Annotated in this window: 19 protein-coding genes; 4 read left to right on the top strand and 15 right to left on the bottom strand. The window is 66.1% G+C overall.

Features of this window, described 5'->3' with window-relative positions; genetic code table 11:
• From CV770_RS21215 to CV770_RS21155, 13 genes are all read right to left on the bottom strand, one after another.
• Positions 1 to 1,523: xanthine dehydrogenase family protein molybdopterin-binding subunit (locus CV770_RS21215; RefSeq protein ID WP_104463702.1), on the bottom strand; the 1,523-nt coding region annotated here is incomplete at its 3' end.
• An 8-nt stretch (positions 1,524 to 1,531) separates the two neighbouring features.
• Entirely contained in the window at positions 1,532 to 2,008 is a 477-nt protein-coding gene (locus tag CV770_RS21210) for a (2Fe-2S)-binding protein (protein WP_104463701.1), read from the bottom strand.
• A 5-nt stretch (positions 2,009 to 2,013) separates the two neighbouring features.
• Positions 2,014 to 2,832 carry an FAD binding domain-containing protein gene (locus tag CV770_RS21205; RefSeq protein ID WP_104463700.1) on the bottom strand — a complete coding sequence of 273 codons (819 nt, stop codon included), beginning with the start codon at positions 2,830 to 2,832 and terminating at the stop codon, positions 2,014 to 2,016.
• Positions 2,833 to 2,834: 2 nt separating this feature from the next.
• A complete protein-coding gene (locus CV770_RS21200; protein ID WP_091962742.1) occupies positions 2,835 to 3,278 on the bottom strand; it encodes an SRPBCC family protein in 444 nt (147 codons plus the stop codon).
• A 2-nt stretch (positions 3,279 to 3,280) separates the two neighbouring features.
• A complete protein-coding gene (locus tag CV770_RS21195) occupies positions 3,281 to 3,718 on the bottom strand; it encodes an SRPBCC family protein (RefSeq protein WP_060735681.1) in 438 nt (145 codons plus the stop codon).
• Between the two features lie 9 nt (positions 3,719 to 3,727).
• Positions 3,728 to 6,643: a flotillin family protein gene (locus tag CV770_RS21190; RefSeq protein ID WP_091962739.1), complete on the bottom strand. Its 2,916-nt coding sequence runs from the start codon at positions 6,641 to 6,643 to the stop codon at positions 3,728 to 3,730.
• 26 nt (positions 6,644 to 6,669) lie between these two features.
• Positions 6,670 to 7,503: a phosphoenolpyruvate hydrolase family protein gene (locus CV770_RS21185; protein ID WP_104463699.1), complete on the bottom strand. Its 834-nt coding sequence runs from the start codon at positions 7,501 to 7,503 to the stop codon at positions 6,670 to 6,672.
• 3 nt (positions 7,504 to 7,506) lie between these two features.
• Positions 7,507 to 9,717: an ABC transporter permease gene (locus CV770_RS21180; protein WP_104463698.1), complete on the bottom strand. Its 2,211-nt coding sequence runs from the start codon at positions 9,715 to 9,717 to the stop codon at positions 7,507 to 7,509.
• The gene (locus CV770_RS21175) at positions 9,710 to 10,492 is read right to left on the bottom strand and encodes an ABC transporter ATP-binding protein (protein ID WP_028143762.1); all 783 of its coding nucleotides are present in this window, start codon (positions 10,490 to 10,492) and stop codon (positions 9,710 to 9,712) included. The genes CV770_RS21180 and CV770_RS21175 overlap by 8 nt, the downstream gene beginning before the upstream one ends.
• On the bottom strand, positions 10,485 to 11,567 hold the full coding sequence (locus CV770_RS21170; protein ID WP_091962728.1) for a branched-chain amino acid ABC transporter permease: 1,083 nt from the start codon (positions 11,565 to 11,567) through the stop codon (positions 10,485 to 10,487). The genes CV770_RS21175 and CV770_RS21170 overlap by 8 nt, the downstream gene beginning before the upstream one ends.
• A gap of 1 nt (position 11,568) precedes the next feature.
• Entirely contained in the window at positions 11,569 to 12,579 is a 1,011-nt protein-coding gene (locus CV770_RS21165; RefSeq protein ID WP_028143760.1) for a branched-chain amino acid ABC transporter permease, read from the bottom strand.
• Positions 12,580 to 12,770: 191 nt separating this feature from the next.
• The gene (locus CV770_RS21160) at positions 12,771 to 13,598 is read right to left on the bottom strand and encodes a helix-turn-helix transcriptional regulator (protein ID WP_104463697.1); all 828 of its coding nucleotides are present in this window, start codon (positions 13,596 to 13,598) and stop codon (positions 12,771 to 12,773) included.
• 125 nt (positions 13,599 to 13,723) lie between these two features.
• Positions 13,724 to 14,974 (bottom strand): ABC transporter substrate-binding protein, encoded by a 1,251-nt coding sequence (locus tag CV770_RS21155; protein ID WP_091962719.1) that lies wholly within the window; start codon positions 14,972 to 14,974, stop codon positions 13,724 to 13,726.
• Positions 14,975 to 15,207: 233 nt separating this feature from the next.
• On the opposite strand from CV770_RS21155, the gene CV770_RS21150 reads away from it, so the two are divergent.
• Positions 15,208 to 16,065, top strand: a complete 858-nt coding sequence (locus CV770_RS21150) for an SDR family oxidoreductase (RefSeq protein ID WP_091962715.1) — start codon at positions 15,208 to 15,210, stop codon at positions 16,063 to 16,065.
• Positions 16,066 to 16,148: 83 nt separating this feature from the next.
• Here CV770_RS21150 and CV770_RS21145 read toward each other — a convergent pair whose 3' ends face one another.
• On the bottom strand, positions 16,149 to 16,664 hold the full coding sequence (locus CV770_RS21145; protein ID WP_104463696.1) for a YciE/YciF ferroxidase family protein: 516 nt from the start codon (positions 16,662 to 16,664) through the stop codon (positions 16,149 to 16,151).
• Positions 16,665 to 16,751: 87 nt separating this feature from the next.
• On the opposite strand from CV770_RS21145, the gene CV770_RS21140 reads away from it, so the two are divergent.
• The 3 genes from CV770_RS21140 (at position 16,752) to CV770_RS21135 (ending at position 19,873) form a co-directional block, all read left to right on the top strand.
• Positions 16,752 to 16,946 (top strand): hypothetical protein, encoded by a 195-nt coding sequence (locus CV770_RS21140; protein WP_104463695.1) that lies wholly within the window; start codon positions 16,752 to 16,754, stop codon positions 16,944 to 16,946.
• Entirely contained in the window at positions 16,943 to 17,254 is a 312-nt protein-coding gene (locus CV770_RS41700) for a hypothetical protein (protein WP_146101327.1), read from the top strand. Before CV770_RS21140 ends, CV770_RS41700 begins: the two co-directional genes overlap by 4 nt.
• Before the next feature lie 297 nt (positions 17,255 to 17,551).
• The gene (locus CV770_RS21135) at positions 17,552 to 19,873 is read left to right on the top strand and encodes a molybdopterin guanine dinucleotide-containing S/N-oxide reductase (RefSeq protein WP_104463708.1); all 2,322 of its coding nucleotides are present in this window, start codon (positions 17,552 to 17,554) and stop codon (positions 19,871 to 19,873) included.
• Positions 19,874 to 19,896: 23 nt separating this feature from the next.
• Here CV770_RS21135 and CV770_RS21130 read toward each other — a convergent pair whose 3' ends face one another.
• A complete protein-coding gene (locus CV770_RS21130; protein WP_104463694.1) occupies positions 19,897 to 20,883 on the bottom strand; it encodes a helix-turn-helix domain-containing protein in 987 nt (328 codons plus the stop codon).
• Positions 20,884 to 20,941 lie beyond the last annotated feature (58 nt).

Raw genomic sequence — 20,941 nt, 5'->3', positions numbered from 1 at the left:
GGCGGCGGCGTCGTTGGCGGCGGAGGCGGCTCGCGCGGCGGTTCCCGCGTCGCGGTCACCGGCGCACGGTCATAGCTCGTGCGCTGCTGTGCAGGCGCCGCGGGCCGCGCGCGCGACTCCGTCGGTGTCGGCGGGATCGCAGCGCGGCTGCCGCCGCCGTCCTTGCGCGAGGAGGCGCGCTTGAACTCGTCGCGGATCGGCCATTTGGCCTTTTCGGCAGCGACCTGAACGCATTCGATCAGCGCGGTGTTCTTGGCCTCGCGCCGGTGCGCCTTCATGTCGCCGTCGCGATAGGCGTTGAGAATGCGAAACTCCATCGGATCCATGCCGACGAGGTTTGCGAGCTTGTCCATCTGGCATTCGATTGCAAAGTCCATCGCGGTGACGCCGAAGCCGCGCATGGCGGTCGCAGGCGTGCGATTGGTGAAGACGCAGTAGACGTCGCCATAGACGTTCGGGATGGTGTAGGGTCCCGGCAGATGGGCGGCGCATTTCACGGCGGCATAGCTCGACAGCCGCGTATAGGCGCCGCTGTCGAAATAGGCGCGGATCTTGCGCGCGACGATGCGGCCGTCGCGCATCACGCCGTCCTTGATGTAGATGCGCTCGGCGCCGCGCGGCGGGCCGTACTGCATCTCCTCCTCGCGCCCGAACACGTAGCGGACGGGCCGCCCTGTCAGCATGGCGCCGAGGATGGCGAGCGGCTCGGTCAGGGTGTCCACCTTGCCGCCGAAGCCGCCACCAACGGTGCCGCCGATGAAGTGGAACGTGTTGGAGGGCACGTCCAGAATCTTGGCGCAGGTGTCCACCGAGAAGAACAGCGCCTGGGTCGAGGTGTAGACGACGTAGCGGCCATTGGTGTCGGGCGCCGCAATCGCGCCGTTGGTCTCAGTCGGGGCGTGCTCGATCGGCGACATCTGGTAGCGCTGCTCCAGCACGTGGTCGGCGCTCGCGAGCGCGGCGTCGGCATCGCCGAAGCGTAGGCGCTGGTGATCGTAGACGTCGTGATAGATGAAGGCGTTCTTCGGATAGGTCTCATTAACCACGGGCGCGCCGGGCTTCAGCGCATCCTCGACGTCGAACACAGCCGGGAGTGGCTCATAGTCGACCTTGACCTTCGCGATGGCCTCGAACGCCTCACGCTCGCTGTCGGCGACAATGGCGAGGATCGGCTCACCCTTGTAGCGGACCTTGTCGACCGCCAGCGACGGCTCGTCATCCTTGCCGAAGTTGATCAGGCTGAGAAGCGTGTTCAGGTTAACCGGCACATCGGTGCCGCGAATGATGCGGCGTACGCCGGCCGAGCGTTCGGCCTCGGTGGTATCGATGCGACGGATCCTTGCATGGGCCTGTGTCGAGCGTACGACCTTCAGGTGCAGCATGCCTTGCAGCTTGTGATCGTTGAAGTAGTTCGACGTGCCCGTGACATGGCCGAGCATGTCCTGGCGCTGGGTGCCCTTGCCGATTTCCTTGAGGTTATCGTCGCGCTCGTCGGCGAAGATGTCCTTGCGCAGTTCCAGCATGATCTACCTCAGGCGCTGACACGGCCGCTCGCGGCGGCAAGGATGGCATTGATGATCGGCTCATAGCCGGTGCAGCGGCAGATGTTGCCCGAGATGGCCTCAATGACCTCGTCGCGGCTCGGCGAGGGATTGCGGTCGAGCAGAGCCTTGGCAGCCATCAGCATCCCCGGCGTGCAATAGCCGCACTGGGCCGCGAAATGGTCCGCGAAGGCGCGCTGCAGCGGGTGCAGGTTCGGGCCCTGCTTCATGCCGTCGAGCGTCTCGATGGAACGGCCGGCCACCGTCTCCGCCAGCGTCAGGCAGGAGAGATGAAGCTCGCCATCGATGAGCACGCTGCAGGTGCCGCAGCCACCCTGGCCGCAGCCGAATTTCGGCGTCATGTCGCCGATCAGCTCGCGCAGCGCCACCAGGAGATTGGTGCCGCCATCGACGAAGATCGCGACCTCGCGACCGTTGTGACGAAATTGCAGGGGTATCTTGGACATGGGCTCTAATCCTGGCCTGACAGCAGGCGCCGCAGATGGACGCCGACGATCTCGCGGCGATACCACGCGCTGCCGAGCGCGTTGTCGGATGGTGATGTTCCCTCAGTCGCCGCGGATGCGGCGGCCGCGATGGTCGCGGCATCCAGCGAGCGGCCCTCCAGCGCGCGCTCGGCGGCGCGGGCGCGGATCTGGGTCGGCGCCATTGATCCCAGCGCGATCCGGGCGCCCGCAATCCGTCCGCCGCTGACCGGCAGATGCGCCGCAAGCGTGATGACCGATCCGCCCTTCGGCTTGATGCGTGCGATCTTGCGATAGCGGAACGCTTCGCTGCTCGCCGGCCGTGTGCAGGAGACCGACAGCACCAGGGTTCCGGCCTGCCGTTCGCGCGCCTGCAAGAACTCTTCGATTGGGGTGTCGCGTGAACCAAAGCCGCCGGCGACGGCGACGGTAGCATCGAGCGCCAGCAGCGCGACGGTGAAATCGCCATAGGGACTGGGCGCGAAGAGATTACCGCCGACCGTGCCCATGTTGCGCACGGCGGGACCGCCGATCGAACGGGCGGGCGCATGCAGGAAGGCGAGGTCCCGCTCCGCAAGGACGCGCGCGAAGGTGACGCCGGCGCCGAGCGTGATGCGCGGCCCCGAGGCCTCGATCCGGGTCAGCGCCTGGTCCTGGGCGCGGACCACCGTCGAGATCGCGACATCGCCCTCGTTCAATGCCCGCATCACCAGCGTGCCGCCGCCGAGATAGCGCGCGGTGCGGTCCGAGGACAATGCCCCTGCCGCCTCGCTGGCGCTTGCAAACGTCTTCACTGTCACGGCCATGACTATGCGGCCTCCCTCAGATGCCGGCGGATTGCGTCGAACCCGGCCTGGTAAATGTCTTCTGCGACCATGTGGGTGATGCGGTCGCGATCCTCCGGCTTGGTGGTGAAGCGGGATTCCCAGTGCCAGAAGGTGCGGTCGCCGTCGGTGACCGGCAGCAGCCGGACATGGGCGACGTAGTTGAACATCGGCACCGGCGTATCGAGCAGGCAATAGCTGAAGGACTGTTCCAGGTCCGACAGTGCCAGCAATTGCTCGCGCAGCTCGGAGCCGTCGTTGAGCTTGAACCGCCTGATGCAGCCGATCTTGTCGGAAGACTGCGCGCGCTCAATCGAGGACGTCGCGACAACCGGATGCCAACGATCGTGTCCGTTGAAATCGCGCAGCACGGTCCACACCGCATCGGTCGGTGCGTCCAGGATCGTGCTCTTGACGATATGCGGCACGGTCAGCCTCCGAACACGCGCTTGAGCGCATCGAACCCGCCCTGGAACACGCCGCCGCCGATATTGTTCACGAGCTCGGCCTCACGCTCCGGCGCGCAGTCGAATTCGGCGGTCCATTCCATGAAGGTCTGGTCGCCGTCGGTGACGGGGGTCAGCCGCAGGGTCGCGACGTAGTTCTCGACACCCATCGGAGATTCCAGGATCGAATAGGTGCAGAACATGTCGTAGTCGGAGAGGCCGAGCAGCTTCTCGCGGATGCGGTCGCCGTTGCGCAGGCGAAAATCCCGCACACAACCGATCTTGTCCGAGGGCTCGCCGCCCTCGATACGGCTTTCGGCGATGGCCGGATGCCAGTTCGGCAAGCCGTTGAAATCGCGCACCCGCGCCCAGACGCGGTCGTTGCGGGCATTGACGACGGTGGAGACGTAGACGCGAGCCATGGCGCGACCTCAGCTCTTCTTCCTTGGCCCGCGCTCGGCCGGCGGCTCGCCACCTTCGGCCGAGGGGGCCGGCGACGCCGCCGGCTTGTCGCCGCCACCTCCGCCTCCGCCGCTCTTGCGCGCTGACTCCTTGATCCCCTGCATGTCACGGGCTTCGCGGATCAGGCCCGGCATTTTGGAGAGACTGCCGCCTTCGACGCCGATGTCCGACAGGATCGAGTCGATCAGCGGCGCCTGGACGCGATAGCGCAGGGCGGAGTCGATGACTTCGTCGGTGGCGCTGCGGCCGCCATTGCCGCCGTGGCCGTTTCCGTTGAGGCCATCGACCTGGAGAATGCGGATGCCCTCGATCTTCTCCATCGGCTTGACACTCTCGCGGACGATGCCCTCGATTCGGTCGAGCAGCTTGCGGCGGAACAGCGAGTAGCGCGCCTGATCGGTCAGCACGTTCTCGGCCTCGTTCAGCATCCGCTGCGCTTCCGCCTCGACGGCGGCGCGCACGCGCTCGGCTTCCGCAGCGATCCGGGTCTCCTCGGCCTGCTTCTCGGCGATCAGCACCTCGACCGTCTTGCGTCGCTTGGCGATCTCGCTCTCGCGCGCGGTGATGACGCGCTCGGTGGCTTCGGTCGCGCGCATCCGCGCTTCCTCGGCCGACGCCTTGGCGGCGGACTCCTCCAGAGATTTCAGATGGATGGCGATGGCCTTCTCCATCAGGACGGTCTCGACCTCCTTCTCGCGGTTGACCTCGAGCTTGCGCAGCTCGCGCTCGCGGCCGACGCGGGCTTCGTCGAGGCCGCGGTCCGATGCGATGCGCGCCCGCTCGACCTCCTCGCGGGATGCGATCTCGGCCTCCTGCAAGGATTGCACGCGGGCGACCTCGAGCTGCTCGATCGAGCGGCGTCGCTCGATGCGGGCGGCTTCCAGCGCCTGCTCGCGCGAGACGTCGGTGGTCTCGACCTCCTTGCGCGCGACGATCTCGGCCTGCCGGACCTGGCGGTCGGCATCGATCCGCTCGGACTTCTTGGTCGACAGCGCGATGACGCGGTCCTCGTCGGCGATCTCGATCGCCTTCTTCTGCTCGATGTTGAGCACCTCGCGCTTCTTGGAGGAATTGATGCGCTCGGCCTCGAGCGCCAGATCGACCGTGATGCGCTGGCGCTCGATGGCGTCGCGCCGCTTCAGCTCCGCCGCCTCCAGCACGCCGGTGCGCTCGATTTCGAGCGAACGGGTGTCGCGCTCGGCCTGGATACGCTCGGCCGCAACCGCCTTCTCCTGTGCGATGCGGGCCGCCTCGATCGCCTCGCGCGAGGCGATGTCGGCCTCCTCGACGGCACGGTTGCGGGCGATCTCCAGCGAGCGCACGCGCTCCTCCTGAGCGATTCGGCTCGCCTCCGTGGTCTCGCGCGCGGCGATGCCGGCGACGTCCAGCGCCTGGTTGCGCTCGATCTCCAGCTGCCGCGTGTTCTGCTCGGCGGCGATGCGTTCGGCGGCGAGCGTCCGCTCGCGGGCGATACGGGCGGCCTCGACCGCACGCTGCGCCTCAATCTCGGCCTCCTGGATGGTGCGCACCTGCTGGATCTCCAGCGCGCGGGTGCGTTCATCTGAGGAGATGCGCTCGACATTGACGATCAGCGTCTGGGCAATGCGGGCCTTTTCGGTCGCCTCGCGCGCGGCGATCTCGGCCTCGTCGACGGCGCGCGTGCGCTCGATCTCGCGGCGGCGCGTTTCCTCCTCGTTGGCGATGCGGGCGTCGGTGACGACGCGGTCCTGCTGGATCCGCGCCTTCTCGATCGCTTCGCGCGCCGCGATCTCGGCTTCCTCGACGGTCCGCATCCGCTCGATCTCGCGTTGGCGAACGTCGCGCTCGGATGCGATCCGCGTGGTGTCGATCGAGCGCTGGTTGGCGATCCTTGTCTTCTCGATCTCTTCCCGCGCCAGCAGCTCCTTTTCCTCGATGGTGCGGGTCCGCTCGATCTCCTTCTGGCGGGTCTCGCGCTCGGAGGCGATGCGGGCCTCCGCGATCGCCTGGTCGTTGGCGATGCGGGCGCGCTCGATGGCTTCGCGGGCGGAGATCTGCGCCTGCTCGGCCTCGGTCTCGCGCAGCGCCCGCTCGCGTGCGACTTCCGTGCGCTGAAGCGCACGGCGCATCTCGATGTCGCGTTCCTGTTCCAGGCGCGCGGTCTCGCTCTCGCGCTCGATCTCCAGCGCCTGCCGCTCGGCCTCCAGATTGCGAGCACGGATCTTGATCATCGAGTCCTGCTCGATGTCATTGCGCAGCTTCCGCTTGGCCTCGATGTCCTGCATCAGCTGGGTCAGGCCTTCGGCGTCGAACCGGTTCGAGGGGTTGAAGAATTCGAGATCGGTCTGGTCGAGATCGGTGATGGCGACCGATTCAAGCTCGAGGCCGTTCTGGGCAAGGGCTTCCGCCGCATTGGTCTTGACCCGCACAACATAGTCGCCGCGCCGCTCGTGCATCTCCTCCATGGTCATCTCGGAGGCGACCGAACGGATCGCGGAGATGAACTTGCCGGCGAGCAGCGCATGCAGCTGCCCCGGCTCCATGGTGCGGCGGCCGAGCGTCGCCGCCGCGATCGAGACGGCTTCGCGGGTCGGCTGCACCCGGACATAGAAATCGGCCTCGATGTCGACGCGCATGCGGTCGCGGGTGATCACGGCATCCTGCCTGGAGCGAACGATGCCCATCGGCAGCACGTTCATGTTGACGGGCGTGTAATCGTGGATGAACGGCAGCACGAAGGCGCCGCCATTGATCACCACGCGTTCGCCGAGAAAACCGGTCCGGACGAACGAGGTCTCCTTGGAGGAGCGATGGTAGAGCCAGTTCACGATATAGACGCCGACCACAATCACGACGATCGCGACGATCAGCCAGAGGATCAATTCACCGACCAACATCCCCGACATCTTTTCCTCCCTCGAACCTTCAGGCGTTATCGCGCGCCGATCGCCTTGAATTGACGTACCTGCTCCGTCAGCGCCCGCTCCACGGGCAGCCGCTCCATCGAGGAGGCCCCGTAGAAGCCGTGGCAATGGCGCGTGTTCTTCATGATGAAATCGGCGTCGGCGGGATCCGCGATCGGGCCGCCATGCGCCAGCACCAGGATGTCGGGATTGACGCTGAGCGCGGCGGAGGCCCAGGTGTCGATCTGCGCCGGACAGTCCTTCAGCCTCAATGCGGTCTGCGCGCCGATCGAGCCGCCGGTCGTCAGCCCCATGTGGCAGACGACGATGTCGGCGCCGGCGATCGCCATCGCGGCGGCCTCCTTCTCGCTGAACACATAGGGCGTCGTTAGCATGTCCTTGTCGTGCGCCTTGGCGATCATGTCGATCTCGAGCGCGTAGGACATGCCGGTCTCTTCGAGATTGGCGCGGAAGGTGCCGTCGATCAGGCCGACGGTCGGAAAGTTCTGCACGCCTGCGAAACCAAGCGCCTTCAGCTGGTCGAGAAACGCGTCCATGTCGCGGAACGGATCGGTGCCGTTGACGCCCGCGAGCACCGGCGTCCTCGTGACCACGGGCAGCACTTCGCCGGCCATCTCCAGCACGATGGCGTTGGCATCGCCGTAAGCCATCAGGCCCGCGAGCGAGCCGCGTCCGGCCATGCGGTAGCGTCCGGAATTGTAGATCACGATGAGATCGACGCCGCCGGCCTCCTCGCATTTGGCTGACAGGCCGGTGCCGGCGCCGCCGCCGACGATCGGCTCGCCGCGCTTCGCCATCTCGCGGAACCGCCTCAGAAGTGCTGCGCGTTCAAACCTTGGCATCGCTCACCTCGCTAGTCTCCGCCGCGTGCCGGTGCGGCCGAACAGGGTTCGGAACGCACCGACGATGGCGGCGGCGAAGTCGGGATCGTTGATGTTCTTGGGCGTGCGGATGAGCTGGCGATTGCCGGTCTGCCGCACGGTGCGCTCCAGCGTGCGGAACAGCGCGGCATCGGCGTCCGGATCCCAGAACGGCTGGCCCCGCGCATCGAGTGCGGAGACGCCGCCCTCGGGCAGGAAGAAGCGCACCGGGCCGTCCATCTGATTGAGGCGCTCGCCGATCCAGTGGCCGATGCGCTCGTTCTCTTCCACGCTCGTCCGCATCAACGTCACTTGCGGATTGTGGACGTGGAATTTGCGGCCGCGGTAGCGCTCGGGAATGGTGTCGGGCGCGCCGAAATTGACCATGTCGAGTGCGCCGACCGAGCCGACATAGGGGATACGCGTGCGGATGATCGCACCGAAGCGGTCCTCGGTTGCGGGAAACACGCCGCCCATCAGGAGATCGCAGACCTCCGTCGTGGTGAGGTCGATGACGCCGGCGAGCTGGCCGGACTCGACGAGTTTCTCCATGGAACGGCCGCCGACGCCGGTGGCATGGAAGACCAGGCACTCGAAATCGTCGCGCAGCTCGGCAGCGATCTTCTGCACCGCCGGCGTCGTCACGCCGAACATGGTGATGCCGACCGACGGCAGGCCGCCGGCCTCCCGCGCCGTCGCGGCGCGCGCGTCCAGCCGCGCTTTGACCATGCCGGCGAGCGCATGGGCGCCGTTGGCCAGCACCGCGCGCGAGATCGAGTTCAGCCCCTGCACGTCGGTGACCGAGTGCATCATGGTGATGTCGGCCGGGCCGACATAGGGCCCGACATCGCCGGAGGCGACGGAGGAGATGATCAGCTTCGGCACCCCGACCGGGAGCGCGCGCATGCCGGGGGCAACCAGCGACGCCGCGCCCGAGCCGCCGGCCGAGATCACGCCGGCGACATTGCCTTGGCGCCGCAGCCAGCTGGCGAACGCGTCGGCCATCGCGGTCACGGCCGCGCCGCGGTCGGGGCCGAATACCGCGGCACCGCCGCGGCCGTGGTTGAGGGCGATCTCCTGCGCGGAGACATCGCAGCTGGAATGCTTGCCGCTGGTCGAGACGTCGACCAGCCGCGTACGCAGGCCAGTTTCGGCGATGATGTCGCGGATGAAGCGCAGCTCGAGGCCCTTGGTGTCGAGCGTGCCGACGACCAGCACGACGGGCGGGCCGGCGGTTTGCGCCGCCATCGGCTCGCGCTTGCGCCGCGCCGTCTCGTCGAGCCGCGCGACTTGCGTCGAGAGCGTGCGCGCTGCCGCCTCGATGCGGGCGATCGGCACCGGCTGCGACCATCGCGTCGGCAGCGTCGGGTTGGAGACGTAGATGCGGATCGGCCCGCCGCGGCGCGGCGCCGGCACCGGTTGTGTGTCCGGGCCGGACGTTGCGATCTCGAGATCCGGCTCGAGCTCGGCGTGAAGCCCGACGCCGAGCAGGCGTTGCTGGAGCTCGCGGTCGGCGGCGAGCCGCGCGGAATCGATGATGCGATTGATGCGGCCATTGACCATGATCGCGACGTTGCGTGAGACCGCGGTGGCGACGCCGATATTCTGCTCGATCACCAGCACGGACATGTCGCCGTCCTCACCGAGCCGCAGCAGCATCTCCTCGACCTGCGCCACGATGACGGGCGCAAGCCCCTCGGTCGGCTCGTCCATGATCAACAGATGCGGATTGGTGAGCAGCGCGCGCGAGATCGCCAGCATCTGCTGCTCGCCGCCCGAGAGCTGGCCGCCGCCGTGATCCCTACGCTCGGCGAGGCGCGGGAAGGTGTCGTAGATGCGCTCGACCGTCCAGGCGCCGGAGCGCATGCCGCCGGCCAGCTGCAAATGCTCGTCGACGCTGAGCGAGCGCCACAGGCGGCGTCCCTGCGGCACGTAGCCGACGCCGAGCCGGGCGATCTGGGCGGAGGGCCGCCGCGTGATGTCCTCGCCGCGGACACGGATCGACCCGCCGCTGACGCCGACCAGCCCCATGATCGCTTTGCACAGGGTGGTCTTGCCCATGCCGTTGCGGCCGACGACGGAGAACACGCCACTCTCCAGCGTGAGGTCGACGCCCTGCAGGGCGTGCGAGTGCCCGTAATAGACGTCGAGCCCGCGGACCTCGAGCGCGGCGGCAGAGCGGCGGGCCTCATTCATGGCCGCCTCCGAGATAAAGCTCCTGCACCTCGGGGTCGGACTGGATCTCTTCCGGCAGGCCCTCCTTGAAGATGCGGCCGTTGTGCATCATCGTGACGCTCTCGACGACGCGCAAGGCGACGTCCATGTCGTGCTCGATGATGATGTAGCCGATATGCGCCGGCAGCGAGGTCAGGATCTCGATCAGCTCGGCCCGCTCGGTGGGGGACAGGCCCGCGGCCGGCTCGTCGAACAGGACGAAGCGCGGGGCGCCGGCGAGCGCGAGCGCGATCTCGAGCTGGCGCTGCTGGCCGTGCGCGAGCTCCGCCACGCGTTGGTCCTTCACGGCGGCCAGATGCACGGCCTGGACGAGGTTGTCGGCCGCATGCATCAAGGCATCGTTCTGCCCCGGCCGCAGCAACGAGAACCGCCCGCGCGAGACGCCGCGGCAGGCGAGATAGACATTGTCCTGCACGGTGAGGCCGGGAAACAGCGCCGAGATCTGGTAGGTCCGGCGCAGCCCGCGGCGGATGCGTTCATAGGGCGGGAAATGCGTGACGTCCTCGCCGAAGAAGCGGATGGTGCCGGAGGAGGGCGCGAAGTCGCCGGTGATGCAGTTGAACAACGTGGTCTTGCCGGCGCCGTTGGAGCCGAGCACGGCGCGGCGTTCGCCGGGGCGTACGGTGATGGTGACGTCGGTCAGCGCCGCGAGCGCACCGAACAACCGCGTCACGCCGCGCAGCTCCAGTGCGGCGCCGGCGCCGACGGCCGAGAGGCGTTGCGCGACGCTATCCATGGCCGCGTCCTCCGCCCGGTCGATTTGCAGCCGGTCGCCGGCTCTGGCGCCAGCGCTGCCACAGGCCGATGACGCCGTCCGAGGACCAGAACACGATGGCGAGGAATCCGAGCCCGATCAGCAGGCGGAAGCGGTTGCCGTCGAGGCCGAGCCTGACCAGGAAGTCGAGCGCGAAGGTACGCAGCAGCACGAAGATCAACGCGCCGATGAAGGGACCGATCGGACGCGTGATGCCGCCGACGACGGCGATGATCAGCACGTCGATGCAGGCCCCGACGCTGACCGAGCCCGGCGAGATCTGCCGGTAGTTCCAGACCTGGAGGACGCCGGCCAGGGCGGCCACGAAGGAGGCGAAGGCATAGGCGGCGACGCGGTGCGCATTGACGTTGAAGCCGAGCGCCGCCATGCGCCTGGGATTGTCGCGCACGCCCTGAAGGGCGAGGCCGAACGGGGCGCGCGAAAGATATTCGACGGCGAAATAGCAGAGCGCGGCGACCGCGAGCACGACGTAATAGAAGGGAATGTCGGCGCGCCAGTTCACGCCCCAGAAGTGCGGCGTCGCCACTGTGTTGATGCCGGTATGGCCGTTGAAGATCGCCCAGTTCTGATTGGTGAAATAATAGAAGGCAGCGCCGATCGCGAGCGTGATCATGATGGTGTAGATGCCTTCGGTGCGCACCGCGAGGGCGCCGCCGAGCGTGCCGAACGCGGTCGCCAGCGCCAGCGCCATGGGGACCGCGAGCCACCACGGCCAGCCCAGGCTGATATTGGCGTTGCCGCTGACGCCGAACACGGCGACCATGTAAGCCGAGAAGCCCGCGATGGTGAGCTGCATCAGGCTGACCATACCGCCATAGCCCGCGAGGAACATCAGGCTGAGCGCCATGATGCCGAGGATCAGCGTGGTCGCGAAGATCTCGATCAGGAAGAAGCCGCTCGCGATCAGCGGCATGATCAGGAGAATGACTGCGACGATCCAGGCGGCGGGATTGTTGATCTCCGGCCATGTCCGCGCCGGGCGCTGCGCAACATCGGCGGGGCGAACGGCAACGCGGGCATCGTGGGCGAGCGACATGTCAGCGCCTCGCCAACAGGCCTTGCGGCCGGATCGCCAGCACCAGCACCATGATCAGGAAGGTCACGACGATGGCATAGGTCGGGATGTAAACAGAGCCGAGCTGCTCGGCGAGGCCGATGATCAGCGCGCCGAGCGCCGCGCCGGGGATCGAGCCCATGCCGCCCACGATCACGACGACGAGGGAGGCGAGCAGGAAGCGGATGTCCTCGCCCGGGGATAACGACTGGAAGGTGCCGCCGACGACGCCGGCGATGCCCGCAAGTCCCGCACCGAACGCGAACACCGCCACGAAGACGAGCTGGATGCGCACCCCGGTCGCGGCGAGGATATCGCGGTCGTCGACGCCGGCGCGGATGATCATGCCGGCGCGGGTGCGATTGAGCGCGAGCCACATCGCCACGCCGATCACGACGGAGGCAGCGAAGATCACCAGCCGCACCAGGGGATACCGGAGATAGACCGGTTCGCCCGAGGATTTGATCGCCGTGACCAGCGGCAGCTCGATGGGGCCGATCAGCCAGTTCGGCGTCTGGATCTGGTAGAAGTCGCCGCCGCAGGCCCACAGCATGAGATCGGCGAACACGATCGAAAGCCCGATCGTCACCATGGTCTGCCTGAGGTCCTGTCCCTCCATCCGGCGGAACACGATCAACTGGAGCAGGACGCCGACCAGGGCGGTGAGGATGAAGGCGACAATAAAGCTGAGCAGCCAGGAGCCGGTCGCCGTGCTGATGGCGTAGCCGACATAGCCGCCGAACAGATAGAGCGAGCCGTGCGCGAGGTTGACGTTGCGCATCAGGCCGAAGATCAGCGTGAAGCCGCTGGCGACGAGGAAGTAGAGTCCGCCGAGCGTGATGCCGTTGAAGACGGCGTTGAGGAAGACGCGCTTGCGGCCGATGGCCTCTTCGAGGCCCGGCGGCCAGACCGCGAAGACCAGCCACAGCCCGACCGCAATGGCAATGATCGAGATCAGCGCCCAGGCCGGATGGCGTTCGACAAAGCGGCTCATGTGCGCAGCCCGCCTATCCAGGCCCCGCGCTGGAGGTCCACCGAATGCAGGTCAGACAGGCTTGCAGCGACTGCTAGCCTCACCATGAACGCGCGCTCCCGTCGGTCGCGACCCTCTTTCGGGATCGCGTTGCCCACATCCTAGCGGGGCTGCGAGGGCGACGTTTGATCGTGAGTATCTTTTCGCGCGGCTCAGGCGCGCAAAATCTTGGCCGCGCGACGGTAATCGGTCGGGGCCATCCCCACATTGGCGGCGAAGAAGCGGGTGAAGCCGCTCTGCGAGGAGAAGCCGAGATCGAAGCCGATATCGGCGATCGGCGTCTCGCTTGCCACCAGCGCTTCGAGCGCATGTTCCATGATCAGCGTGTTGAGATAAAGGTTCGGCGTCACGCCGGTCTGGACGCGGAACAGTCGGTAGAAATGCGGTCGCGACAGTCCTGATTCCCGCGCGATCGTATCGAGCTCGATCTCGGCGCCGGGGCTCTCCGACATCATCTTGATGCATTTGCGCACGCGGAAATCGGTGACGGAGCCGTTTGCGCGTGGATCGCGCGCGATCTCGGCCTGCTGCCAGCTTTCGTCGTAGCAGATGTCGATCAGCCGCCGCAGCTCGGAATCCAGGCTGGACAGAGATGGTGCGCCGCACACGAGCGCGGCGGTCCGCCTGATGTGCTTGTCCAGCGCCGGTGTGCGCCGGAACTGGGTGCGGCCGAAACGCATCCGGTGGGTGCCGGAGGCATCGGGGGCAAACCATTCGGCATTGACGTAGAGCACGAAGAAGATCGCGCCGCCGTCGAGATCGGCGGGCAGGAAATTATGCGGCTCCCAGGGATTGACCGCGACGACGGACGTCTCGTTGAGATCGTGGTGACCGTCGGAGACGTCGATGCATGCGGGGATGCCGCCAACATGGAAGATCAGATGACCTTCACGATGGGCGTGGATATTGAAAGGGCGGTTCAACTGATAAACCGTCGCCCGGCCGAACCGGCCGTGGAAGACGGCGAGCGCACGGCTCATGCCTTCCCCTCCCGAATGTTCTTGTCTTTTCGCTCAGCGTTCAACAACGCCGACGGGATTGCAAGAGCGGAGAGCGACCGCGTCAGCAAGTCGCTCCCCGGGTTGTGCATCGCGGAGGTGATGCGTCAGTACTTCTTACATTCCGGCACGGTGCGGCTCGGCAGCCCGATCTTGGAGAATACGGCCGGGTCGTAGCCGAGCGTCTGATTCACGTTCGGGATCACCTTCACGACCTTGCTGAACAGCGCGCCCTTGCCGTCGTCGACGACCTCGGTGACGAAGTTGGTGCCGATCGCCTGGCGGTTGGAGTCGAGCTTGATCTTGCCGTTCGGCGCATCGATCTCGATCTTGGCGAGGGCTTCCTTGTACTTGGCCTGGTTGTTGGAGAGGTCGCCATTGACCTGACGCAGCGCCAGGATCAGCGCCATGGTCGAGTCATAATAGTTGGTGGCCAGCAGCGACGGGCTCGGGAAGCGCTTGTTCGGCGGGAAGGCGTCCTGATAGGCCTTCACGAATTTCTGCCAGCCCGGGTCCTCCCACGTGTCGGCCTGGCCGCTCGCCGCGATGGTGCCGACCAGGGCGTTCTTGGCGTTGCCCTTGGACGACAGGATGGTCTGGTCGATCATGATCGAACCGCCCATCAGATGCGCCTTGCCGCCGGCCTGCTGGTACTGGTTGAGGAAGTTGACGGCGTCGGCGCCGCCGAGGCCGAGATAGATCGCGTCGACATCGTCGGGCAGTGCGGCGATTACCGAGGCGAAATCCTTGGTGCCGAGCGGCACCCATTGCCGGTTGGTGACCTGTCCGCCGGCGCCGCAGAACTCGAGCACGAGGCCGAACACCTGCGTGTAGATGAAGGAATAGTCCTCGCCCACGGTCGCGATCTTGCGATACTTCTTTTCCTCAAAGGCGTATTTGCCGAGGCCGACCTGCCACTGCGCGCCGTCCATGTTGTAGCGGAAGAAGTTCGGGGCGGGATCGACATAGGTCGTTTCCTGCGCGCCGGAGGCCGCGTTGATGAAGGTCAGCTCGGGATGGGTTTTTGCAAAGTTCTTCACCGCGATGCCCTCGTCGCCAGAGAGCGGGGAGAGCAGGATCTGCACCTTGTCCTGCTCGATCAGCTTGCGCACGGCGCGCACCGCGCTGTCCGGCGTTGCATCGGTCGATGCGACGATGAATTCGAGCTCCTTGTCGCCGACCTTCTTGCCCAGGACGTTGAGGGCCGTCTGGTGGCCGCGCATGCCGTCCTCGCCGAGCACCGTGTAGGTGCCTTCGAGGGTTGCGGTCACGCCCACCTTGATCTTTTCCTGGGCGATCGCTGCGGTTGAAAGAAAAAAGCTGCTCAGCGCGAGCAGTCCCACACTGCATTTCGACATTGTGCTCCTCCCTGTGTGTCGTCTTTTGTCGCCGCGTGGCTCTCGAAAAGCCCGCGGCTTTGATGGGAAAGCTAACCGAAGTCGGATGCGGTGCATGCGTCGGCGCCTCCTTTGGTTTGACGGGCAGTCTCATTTTTGAATGGTGCGGCGCAAATGGTTCCGCGGTGCAACAGGCGGTCACAGGAACGCTTCCGGCGGGGCTCCGTTAGCGGAGCAAATTGCTGGAGCTGTCCATGATCGAATACCCCAAGCCGCCTTATCCTTCGCAACAGCAGCCGATGCCTGGTTCGACGCGTGCGATGAATCCACGTCCCGATCATGGCGAGGAGAGTTATAAGGGCGCCGGGCGTCTGGCCGGAAAGAAGGCGCTCATCACCGGTGGTGACAGCGGCATCGGCCGCGCGGTCGCGATCGCCTATGCGCGAGAAGGCGCCGACATCGTCATCTCCTATTTGAACGAGGACGAGGATGCAGCCGACGTCAAGGCGCTGGTGGAGCAGGCCGGACGCAAGGTCGTCCTGATTCCCGGCGACATCCGCAATCCCGAGCACTGCCGGTCCGTCGTGCGTCGCACCGTCGAGGAGCTCGGCGGGATCGATATCCTCGTCAACAATGCCGCCCACCAGGCCACGTTCAAGGACATCGCCGACATCAGCGACGAGGAGTGGCAGCGCACGTTCGAGACCAACATCCACGCCATGTTTTATCTGGCCAAGGCCGCCGTCCCTCATATGAAGCCGGGAGCTGCGATCATCAACACGGCGTCGGTGAACTCCGACATGCCGAACCCGACCTTGCTGGCTTACGCCACGACCAAGGGCGCCATCCAGAATTTCACGGGTGGACTGGCCCAGATGCTGGCCGAGAAGGGCATTCGGGTCAACGCCGTGGCTCCGGGTCCGATCTGGACGCCGCTGATCCCGTCGACGATGTCGGAGGAAAGGGTCGAGAATTTCGGCAAGCAGGTCCCGATGCAGCGCGCCGGCCAGCCGGCCGAACTTGCAACGGCCTATGTCATGCTGGCCGATCCGCTCTCGAGCTATACCTCGGGGGCGACGTTGGCCGTCACCGGTGGAAAGCCGTTCATCTGATTGAAGGCGCCTCGTCGCGTTGTGAGCACGTGAACCGTGGCGGCGCCGGAGGCCGGGCTGCCACGTCCTGGTCAGCAGATCGATCAGGCGGCGTTGGACGCCTTGGCGTTGACGCCCTTGCGGAGCGCCACCGTGTTCAGCTTGGTATTGGCCGCCTTCTCTTCGTTCAAATTGGTCGTGAGGAAGCGCACGATGTCGTCGTGGCCGAGCTCTTCCGCCCAGGCGATCAGCGTGCCGTAGCGGCACATCTCGTAGTGCTCGACGGCCTGCGCGTTGGCCACGATCGCGGCATCGAGCACGGCCTTGTCCTCGATCTCGCCGGCGGTCGCGTCGGCTTCCTCGATGAGGCCGTCGATGGCCGGACACTGCGTGCCGCAGGGCTCCTTGCCGAGCTTGGCGAACACCTTGTCGAGCCGTGCCACCTGCTTGTTGGTCTCGTCCAGATGAGCCTTCAGGCCGGCGGCGAGATCCCTGTTGGTCGCCTTGTCGATCATCTTGGGCAGCGCCTTCAGGATCTGCTGCTCCGCGTAATAGATGTCCTGCAGCCCGTGCAGCAGCAGGTCTTCCATCGATTTGATGTCCTTGGTGAAGAATCCCATAAAAAGACCACTCCTTTCACAATGATGACACTGGAACGCTGCGCGGCCGCAGCTGTTCCATTCCCGTGTGCAGATCAGGAGAGCCGAATGAGCGATGGAGTTGATCATCTTGCAGGCCTGCTCGGACGCGCGGCGATGGACGTGTGGGGCGACATGCCTCGCGACATCCAGGAAGCGCTGTTCGAGTCCGCCATGAAGGGACGCGAGACCGAGCGCGAGGAGCTCGCACGGCTGCTGCACGAGCGGCACCCGCGTACGCTTCATCCGGCCCGGCCGGGATGATGCAGCCGGTGGAACGATCGTACGCGCCGCCGATTGGTAAATTGAGCGACGCGCCGCCGAATGGTTCGCATGAGGCCGCGGGAGGTGCATCGCTCGAACGTTGGAAAATTTGTGAGTCGATCGCCGTGACTGAGATGAACATCGGAAAATGGTACGACCCGATCTCGGAACGGTGGATCGTGCCGCGTGAAGCGCGCGCCATCGCCGGCTATGGTCAGTCCGGCGCCGAGAAGGTGACGGAGAGCCACGAGAGACGCGAGGCGCAGCGGATCTGGCAGCTGTTGGTGGATTGCTGCGCAGGCGAGTGATGCCGCCTCGGGCGGCTTTGGCCGAAGCCAAACTGTCGTGGTCCCCCTTCAAGCGCCCGTCGAATAGTTGTGATCACATAGATCCGGGGGCTCCGCGGCACCTTTGAGACCGCTGAGGCTTTCGTTCCTCGCGGTGCGGCCGCCAGCTCCGGGCTTGGGCGAACGTCTTCTGCAACGACCTCTGGTTTCACGCGGGGCAGCCCAGCGTTTCCGTCAACGCTGATCTCGACGACCTCAGGATCGGATCGGTATATTACCACCCGATTAGCAGGCCGACGCCGGAACAAGGATCAGATGATGGACGATACGATTGGCTTCCCCGATCCCGGTCTCGACCTGTCGGATGGCTTCAAGCCGCACACCTCGCATTGGGGCGTGTTTTCCGCGCGTCAGGGCGCGGCCGGGCTGGAGGTCAGGGCCTATGCGGGCGACCCCGATCCGAACGGCATCATCGACAATTTCCCCGGTGCGCTCCGCCATCAGGCGCGCATTTCCCAGCCGGCGATCCGCCGCGGCTGGCTCGAGCGGGGGCCGGGCCCCGACGACCGCCGCGGCCGCGACGAATTCGTCTCCGTGAGCTGGGAGAAGGCGCTTGACCTGCTCGGCGACGAGCTGTCGCGCATCCGCGATACCCGCGGGCCTGGCGCCGTGTTCGGCGGTTCCTATGGCTGGTCGAGCGCCGGCCGCTTTCATCACGCCCAGAGCCAGGTGCATCGCTTCCTCAACATCGCGATGGGCGGCTATGTGCGCTCGGTCAACTCCTATTCCTCCGGCGCGTCCTCGGTGCTGCTGCCGCAAATCCTCGCCGGCTATGAGGACATCACCAAGCGCAACGTCACTTGGGAGCAGATCGCCGATCACACCGACATCGTGCTGGCCTTCGGCGGCATGGCGCTGAAGAACTCCATGGTGGCCGGCGGCTCGATCAGCAAGCATGTCGAGCGCGGCGCCATGGCCGCGGCCCGCAAGCGCGGCTGCGAGTTCATCCTGGTCAGCCCGCTTCGCGAAGACCTGCCCGTCGAGGCCGGTGCGGAGTGGATGACCTGCGTGCCGAGCACCGACACCGCCTTGATGCTCGGCCTCGTCCACACGCTGGTCAGCGAAGGCCTGCACGACCAGGCCTTCCTCGATCGCTACACCGAGGGATGGCCGGTCTTCCTGCGCTACCTCACCGGCGAGAGCGACGGGCAGGCAAAGCATGCCGAATGGGCTGCCGCGATCTCAGGCGTCGAGGCGGAGACGATCCGCAAGCTCGCGCGCCGGCTCGCCGGAAAGCGCGCACTGATCACCGTCTCGCATTCGCTGCAGCGCGCCGAGCATGGCGAGCAGCCGGTGTGGATGGGTATGGTTCTGGCTGCAGCGCTCGGCCAGATCGGCCTTCCCGGCGGCGGCTATGCCTATTCGCTCGGGGCGATCGGCTATTATGGCCGCCGCGTCAACGACGTGCCGGGGCCGACACTGGGCCAGGGCCGCAACGGCGTCGCCGATTTCATTCCGGTGGCGCGCATCGCCGACATGCTGCTCAAGCCGGGCAGCACCTATCGCTACAATGGCGAGACGCGAACCTATCCGGACGTCCGCATGGTCTACTGGGCCGGCGGCAATCCCTTCCATCATCACCAGGATATCAACCGCCTGCGCAAGGCTTTTGCGAAACTCGACACGTTCGTCGTGCATGAACTTGCCTGGACTGCCACCGCCCGTCATGCCGACATCGTGCTGCCGTCGACGATGACGCTCGAGCGCGAGGACATCGGCTATTCCAGCAACGACCCCCTCATGGTGGCCATGCACCAGATAGCCGAGCCGTTCGGGCTTTCGCGCGACGACTACGACATCTTTGCCGATCTCGCCGACCGTTTGGGGGCCCGCGAACCCTTCACCGAGGGCCGTACCTCGCGGCAATGGCTCGAGCATCTCTACGAGCCGACCCGCGCCTCGCTCGCCAAGCGCGGCCTGGAAGCCCCTCACTTCGACGAGTTCTGGGCGCGCGGCAGCCTGGTCGTGCCGCAGCAGCCCGATGACGGCGGCCGGTTGCGCCGCTTCCGTGAGGATCCCGTCAATCACGCGCTGCCGACGCCGAGCGGGCGCATCGAGATTTTCTCGCAGAAGATCGCCGGCCATGGTGATGCGGATTGTCCGGGACATCCGGTCTGGCTCGACAAGACCGACATGCCCAAGCCCGGGGCGCCGTGCTTCCTCGTCGCCAACCAGCCGGTGACGCGCCTGCACAGCCAGCTCGATTTCGGCGGGCACTCGATTGCGGCCAAACATCGCGGCCGCGAGGTCGCGCGGATGAACCCGCGCGATGCTGATGCACGCGGCATCAAGGACGGCGATATCATCCGCTTGTTCAACGATCGCGGTGCGTGCCTCGCCGCAGTCCACGTCACCGACGGCATCGCGCCCGGCGTGGTGCAGCTTCCGACCGGCGCCTGGTACGATCCGATGGATCCCGAAGACGAGGCACCGCTCTGCGTTCACGGCAATCCGAACGTGCTCACCCGCGACATCGGGACCTCGTCGTTCGCGCAAGGCTGCACTGGGCAGCTGACGGTGGTCGAGGTGGAGAAGTTCACCGGCAATCTGCCGCCGATCCGCGCGTTCGATCCGGTGTAGCCTTCGCGTGCCCTGACGCAGCACTACGCCGCGGCGCTGGCGATCCAACCGATCTGCGGGGAAGGACGCCGCCGCGGCGGCGCTTCGACCTCGAGCCGCTCACCCCTGCTGGCGAGGCGCCAGCGTGCCGGTGACTCGCCGCTGATGCGCTTGAACACGGTCGAGAAATGGGCCTGCGTGCTGAAGCCCACGGCAAGCGCGATCTCCGCCAATGGCCGCTCGGTGCTTACAAGCAGCGTCTTCGCCTGCTCGGTCCGGTGATTGAGCAGATATTCGCGGGGACGGTAACCGGTCGCGGCGCGGAATTGTGCCGCAAAGTGCATCCGGGACAGGCCGGCGACATTGGCAAGCTCGGACAGGCTGATGCCGCGGTGGAAATGATCGGCGATATATTGCTCGACACGCCGCAGCCGCCATTTCGGCAAGGCGTTGACCCTGACGCGCGGCAACTCCATCCGAGTGAGATGCATCGCCAGGGTCCGGCCGATGCACTGCGTGAAACGCCGGTCTTTGGCATCATTCTGCTCGATCAGCGCCTTGGCAAGCTCGGCTGCGAGCGGATCGCGGAGCAGCACGAGATCATTGAGCCCGTCAGTCGCAACGACATGGGCCGGAAGATGATCCGTGGAGATGTGGACGTGCAGGAAGGCGCATGGCGACTGGAATTGCACGCCGAGAGATTTCGACGGAGCGGTGACATAGAGCGTCCCCGCAGGCATGGTGCCGTCGAAAATGATCTGGCGGTCCCGTGTCAGCTTCGCGCGCGTGGTCTTCAGGGCGATGCCGATGAAATAGCGATCGTCCGGCGTCGTCGTCTCGTGCGACGAGCTGCTCCGCGTGTCCTCCCATCGCGAGATCGTGATATCCTCGATCGCGCCGTCCGGAGTGCGATCGATCTGACGCCATTGGCTCTCCCGGGCGATCACCTGCGTCGGGCGAAGAACCTCGTGATCCCGCGAGCCGGCCGGAAAATCGATCCAGGCATGGGCCGCGTGCAAATTGTTCGACATCGCTCGTCCTCTCCTGGCTTTGCCGCGGTTTGCAACGACCGGCAAACGCGCAAACCCA

The sequence above is a fragment of the Bradyrhizobium sp. AC87j1 genome (genome assembly GCF_002936975.1).
Lineage (GTDB): Bacteria > Pseudomonadota > Alphaproteobacteria > Rhizobiales > Xanthobacteraceae > Bradyrhizobium > Bradyrhizobium shewense.
Note: the sequence above shows the minus strand (reverse complement) of the source record. Positions and strands in the feature narration are given on the sequence as shown.

Excerpts from the sequence above, each read along its gene's own strand:
- CV770_RS21150 (WP_091962715.1), top strand. The coding sequence starts at position 15,208 with ATGATCGAATACCCCAAGCCGCCTTATCCTTCGCAACAGCAGCCGATG.
- CV770_RS21205 (WP_104463700.1), bottom strand. The coding sequence starts at position 2,832 with ATGGCCGTGACAGTGAAGACGTTTGCAAGCGCCAGCGAGGCGGCAGGG.
- CV770_RS21180 (WP_104463698.1), bottom strand. The coding sequence starts at position 9,717 with ATGAATGAGGCCCGCCGCTCTGCCGCCGCGCTCGAGGTCCGCGGGCTC.
- CV770_RS21170 (WP_091962728.1), bottom strand. The coding sequence starts at position 11,567 with ATGTCGCTCGCCCACGATGCCCGCGTTGCCGTTCGCCCCGCCGATGTT.
- CV770_RS21195 (WP_060735681.1), bottom strand. The coding sequence starts at position 3,718 with ATGGCTCGCGTCTACGTCTCCACCGTCGTCAATGCCCGCAACGACCGC.
- CV770_RS21190 (WP_091962739.1), bottom strand. The coding sequence starts at position 6,643 with ATGTCGGGGATGTTGGTCGGTGAATTGATCCTCTGGCTGATCGTCGCG.
- CV770_RS21165 (WP_028143760.1), bottom strand. The coding sequence starts at position 12,579 with ATGAGCCGCTTTGTCGAACGCCATCCGGCCTGGGCGCTGATCTCGATC.
- CV770_RS21145 (WP_104463696.1), bottom strand. The coding sequence starts at position 16,664 with ATGGGATTCTTCACCAAGGACATCAAATCGATGGAAGACCTGCTGCTG.
- CV770_RS21185 (WP_104463699.1), bottom strand. The coding sequence starts at position 7,503 with ATGCCAAGGTTTGAACGCGCAGCACTTCTGAGGCGGTTCCGCGAGATG.
- CV770_RS21175 (WP_028143762.1), bottom strand. The coding sequence starts at position 10,492 with ATGGATAGCGTCGCGCAACGCCTCTCGGCCGTCGGCGCCGGCGCCGCA.
- CV770_RS21135 (WP_104463708.1), top strand. The coding sequence starts at position 17,552 with ATGGACGATACGATTGGCTTCCCCGATCCCGGTCTCGACCTGTCGGAT.
- CV770_RS21210 (WP_104463701.1), bottom strand. The coding sequence starts at position 2,008 with ATGTCCAAGATACCCCTGCAATTTCGTCACAACGGTCGCGAGGTCGCG.
- CV770_RS21160 (WP_104463697.1), bottom strand. The coding sequence starts at position 13,598 with ATGAGCCGTGCGCTCGCCGTCTTCCACGGCCGGTTCGGCCGGGCGACG.
- CV770_RS21130 (WP_104463694.1), bottom strand. The coding sequence starts at position 20,883 with ATGTCGAACAATTTGCACGCGGCCCATGCCTGGATCGATTTTCCGGCC.
- CV770_RS41700 (WP_146101327.1), top strand. The coding sequence starts at position 16,943 with ATGATGCAGCCGGTGGAACGATCGTACGCGCCGCCGATTGGTAAATTG.
- CV770_RS21155 (WP_091962719.1), bottom strand. The coding sequence starts at position 14,974 with ATGTCGAAATGCAGTGTGGGACTGCTCGCGCTGAGCAGCTTTTTTCTT.
- CV770_RS21140 (WP_104463695.1), top strand. The coding sequence starts at position 16,752 with ATGAGCGATGGAGTTGATCATCTTGCAGGCCTGCTCGGACGCGCGGCG.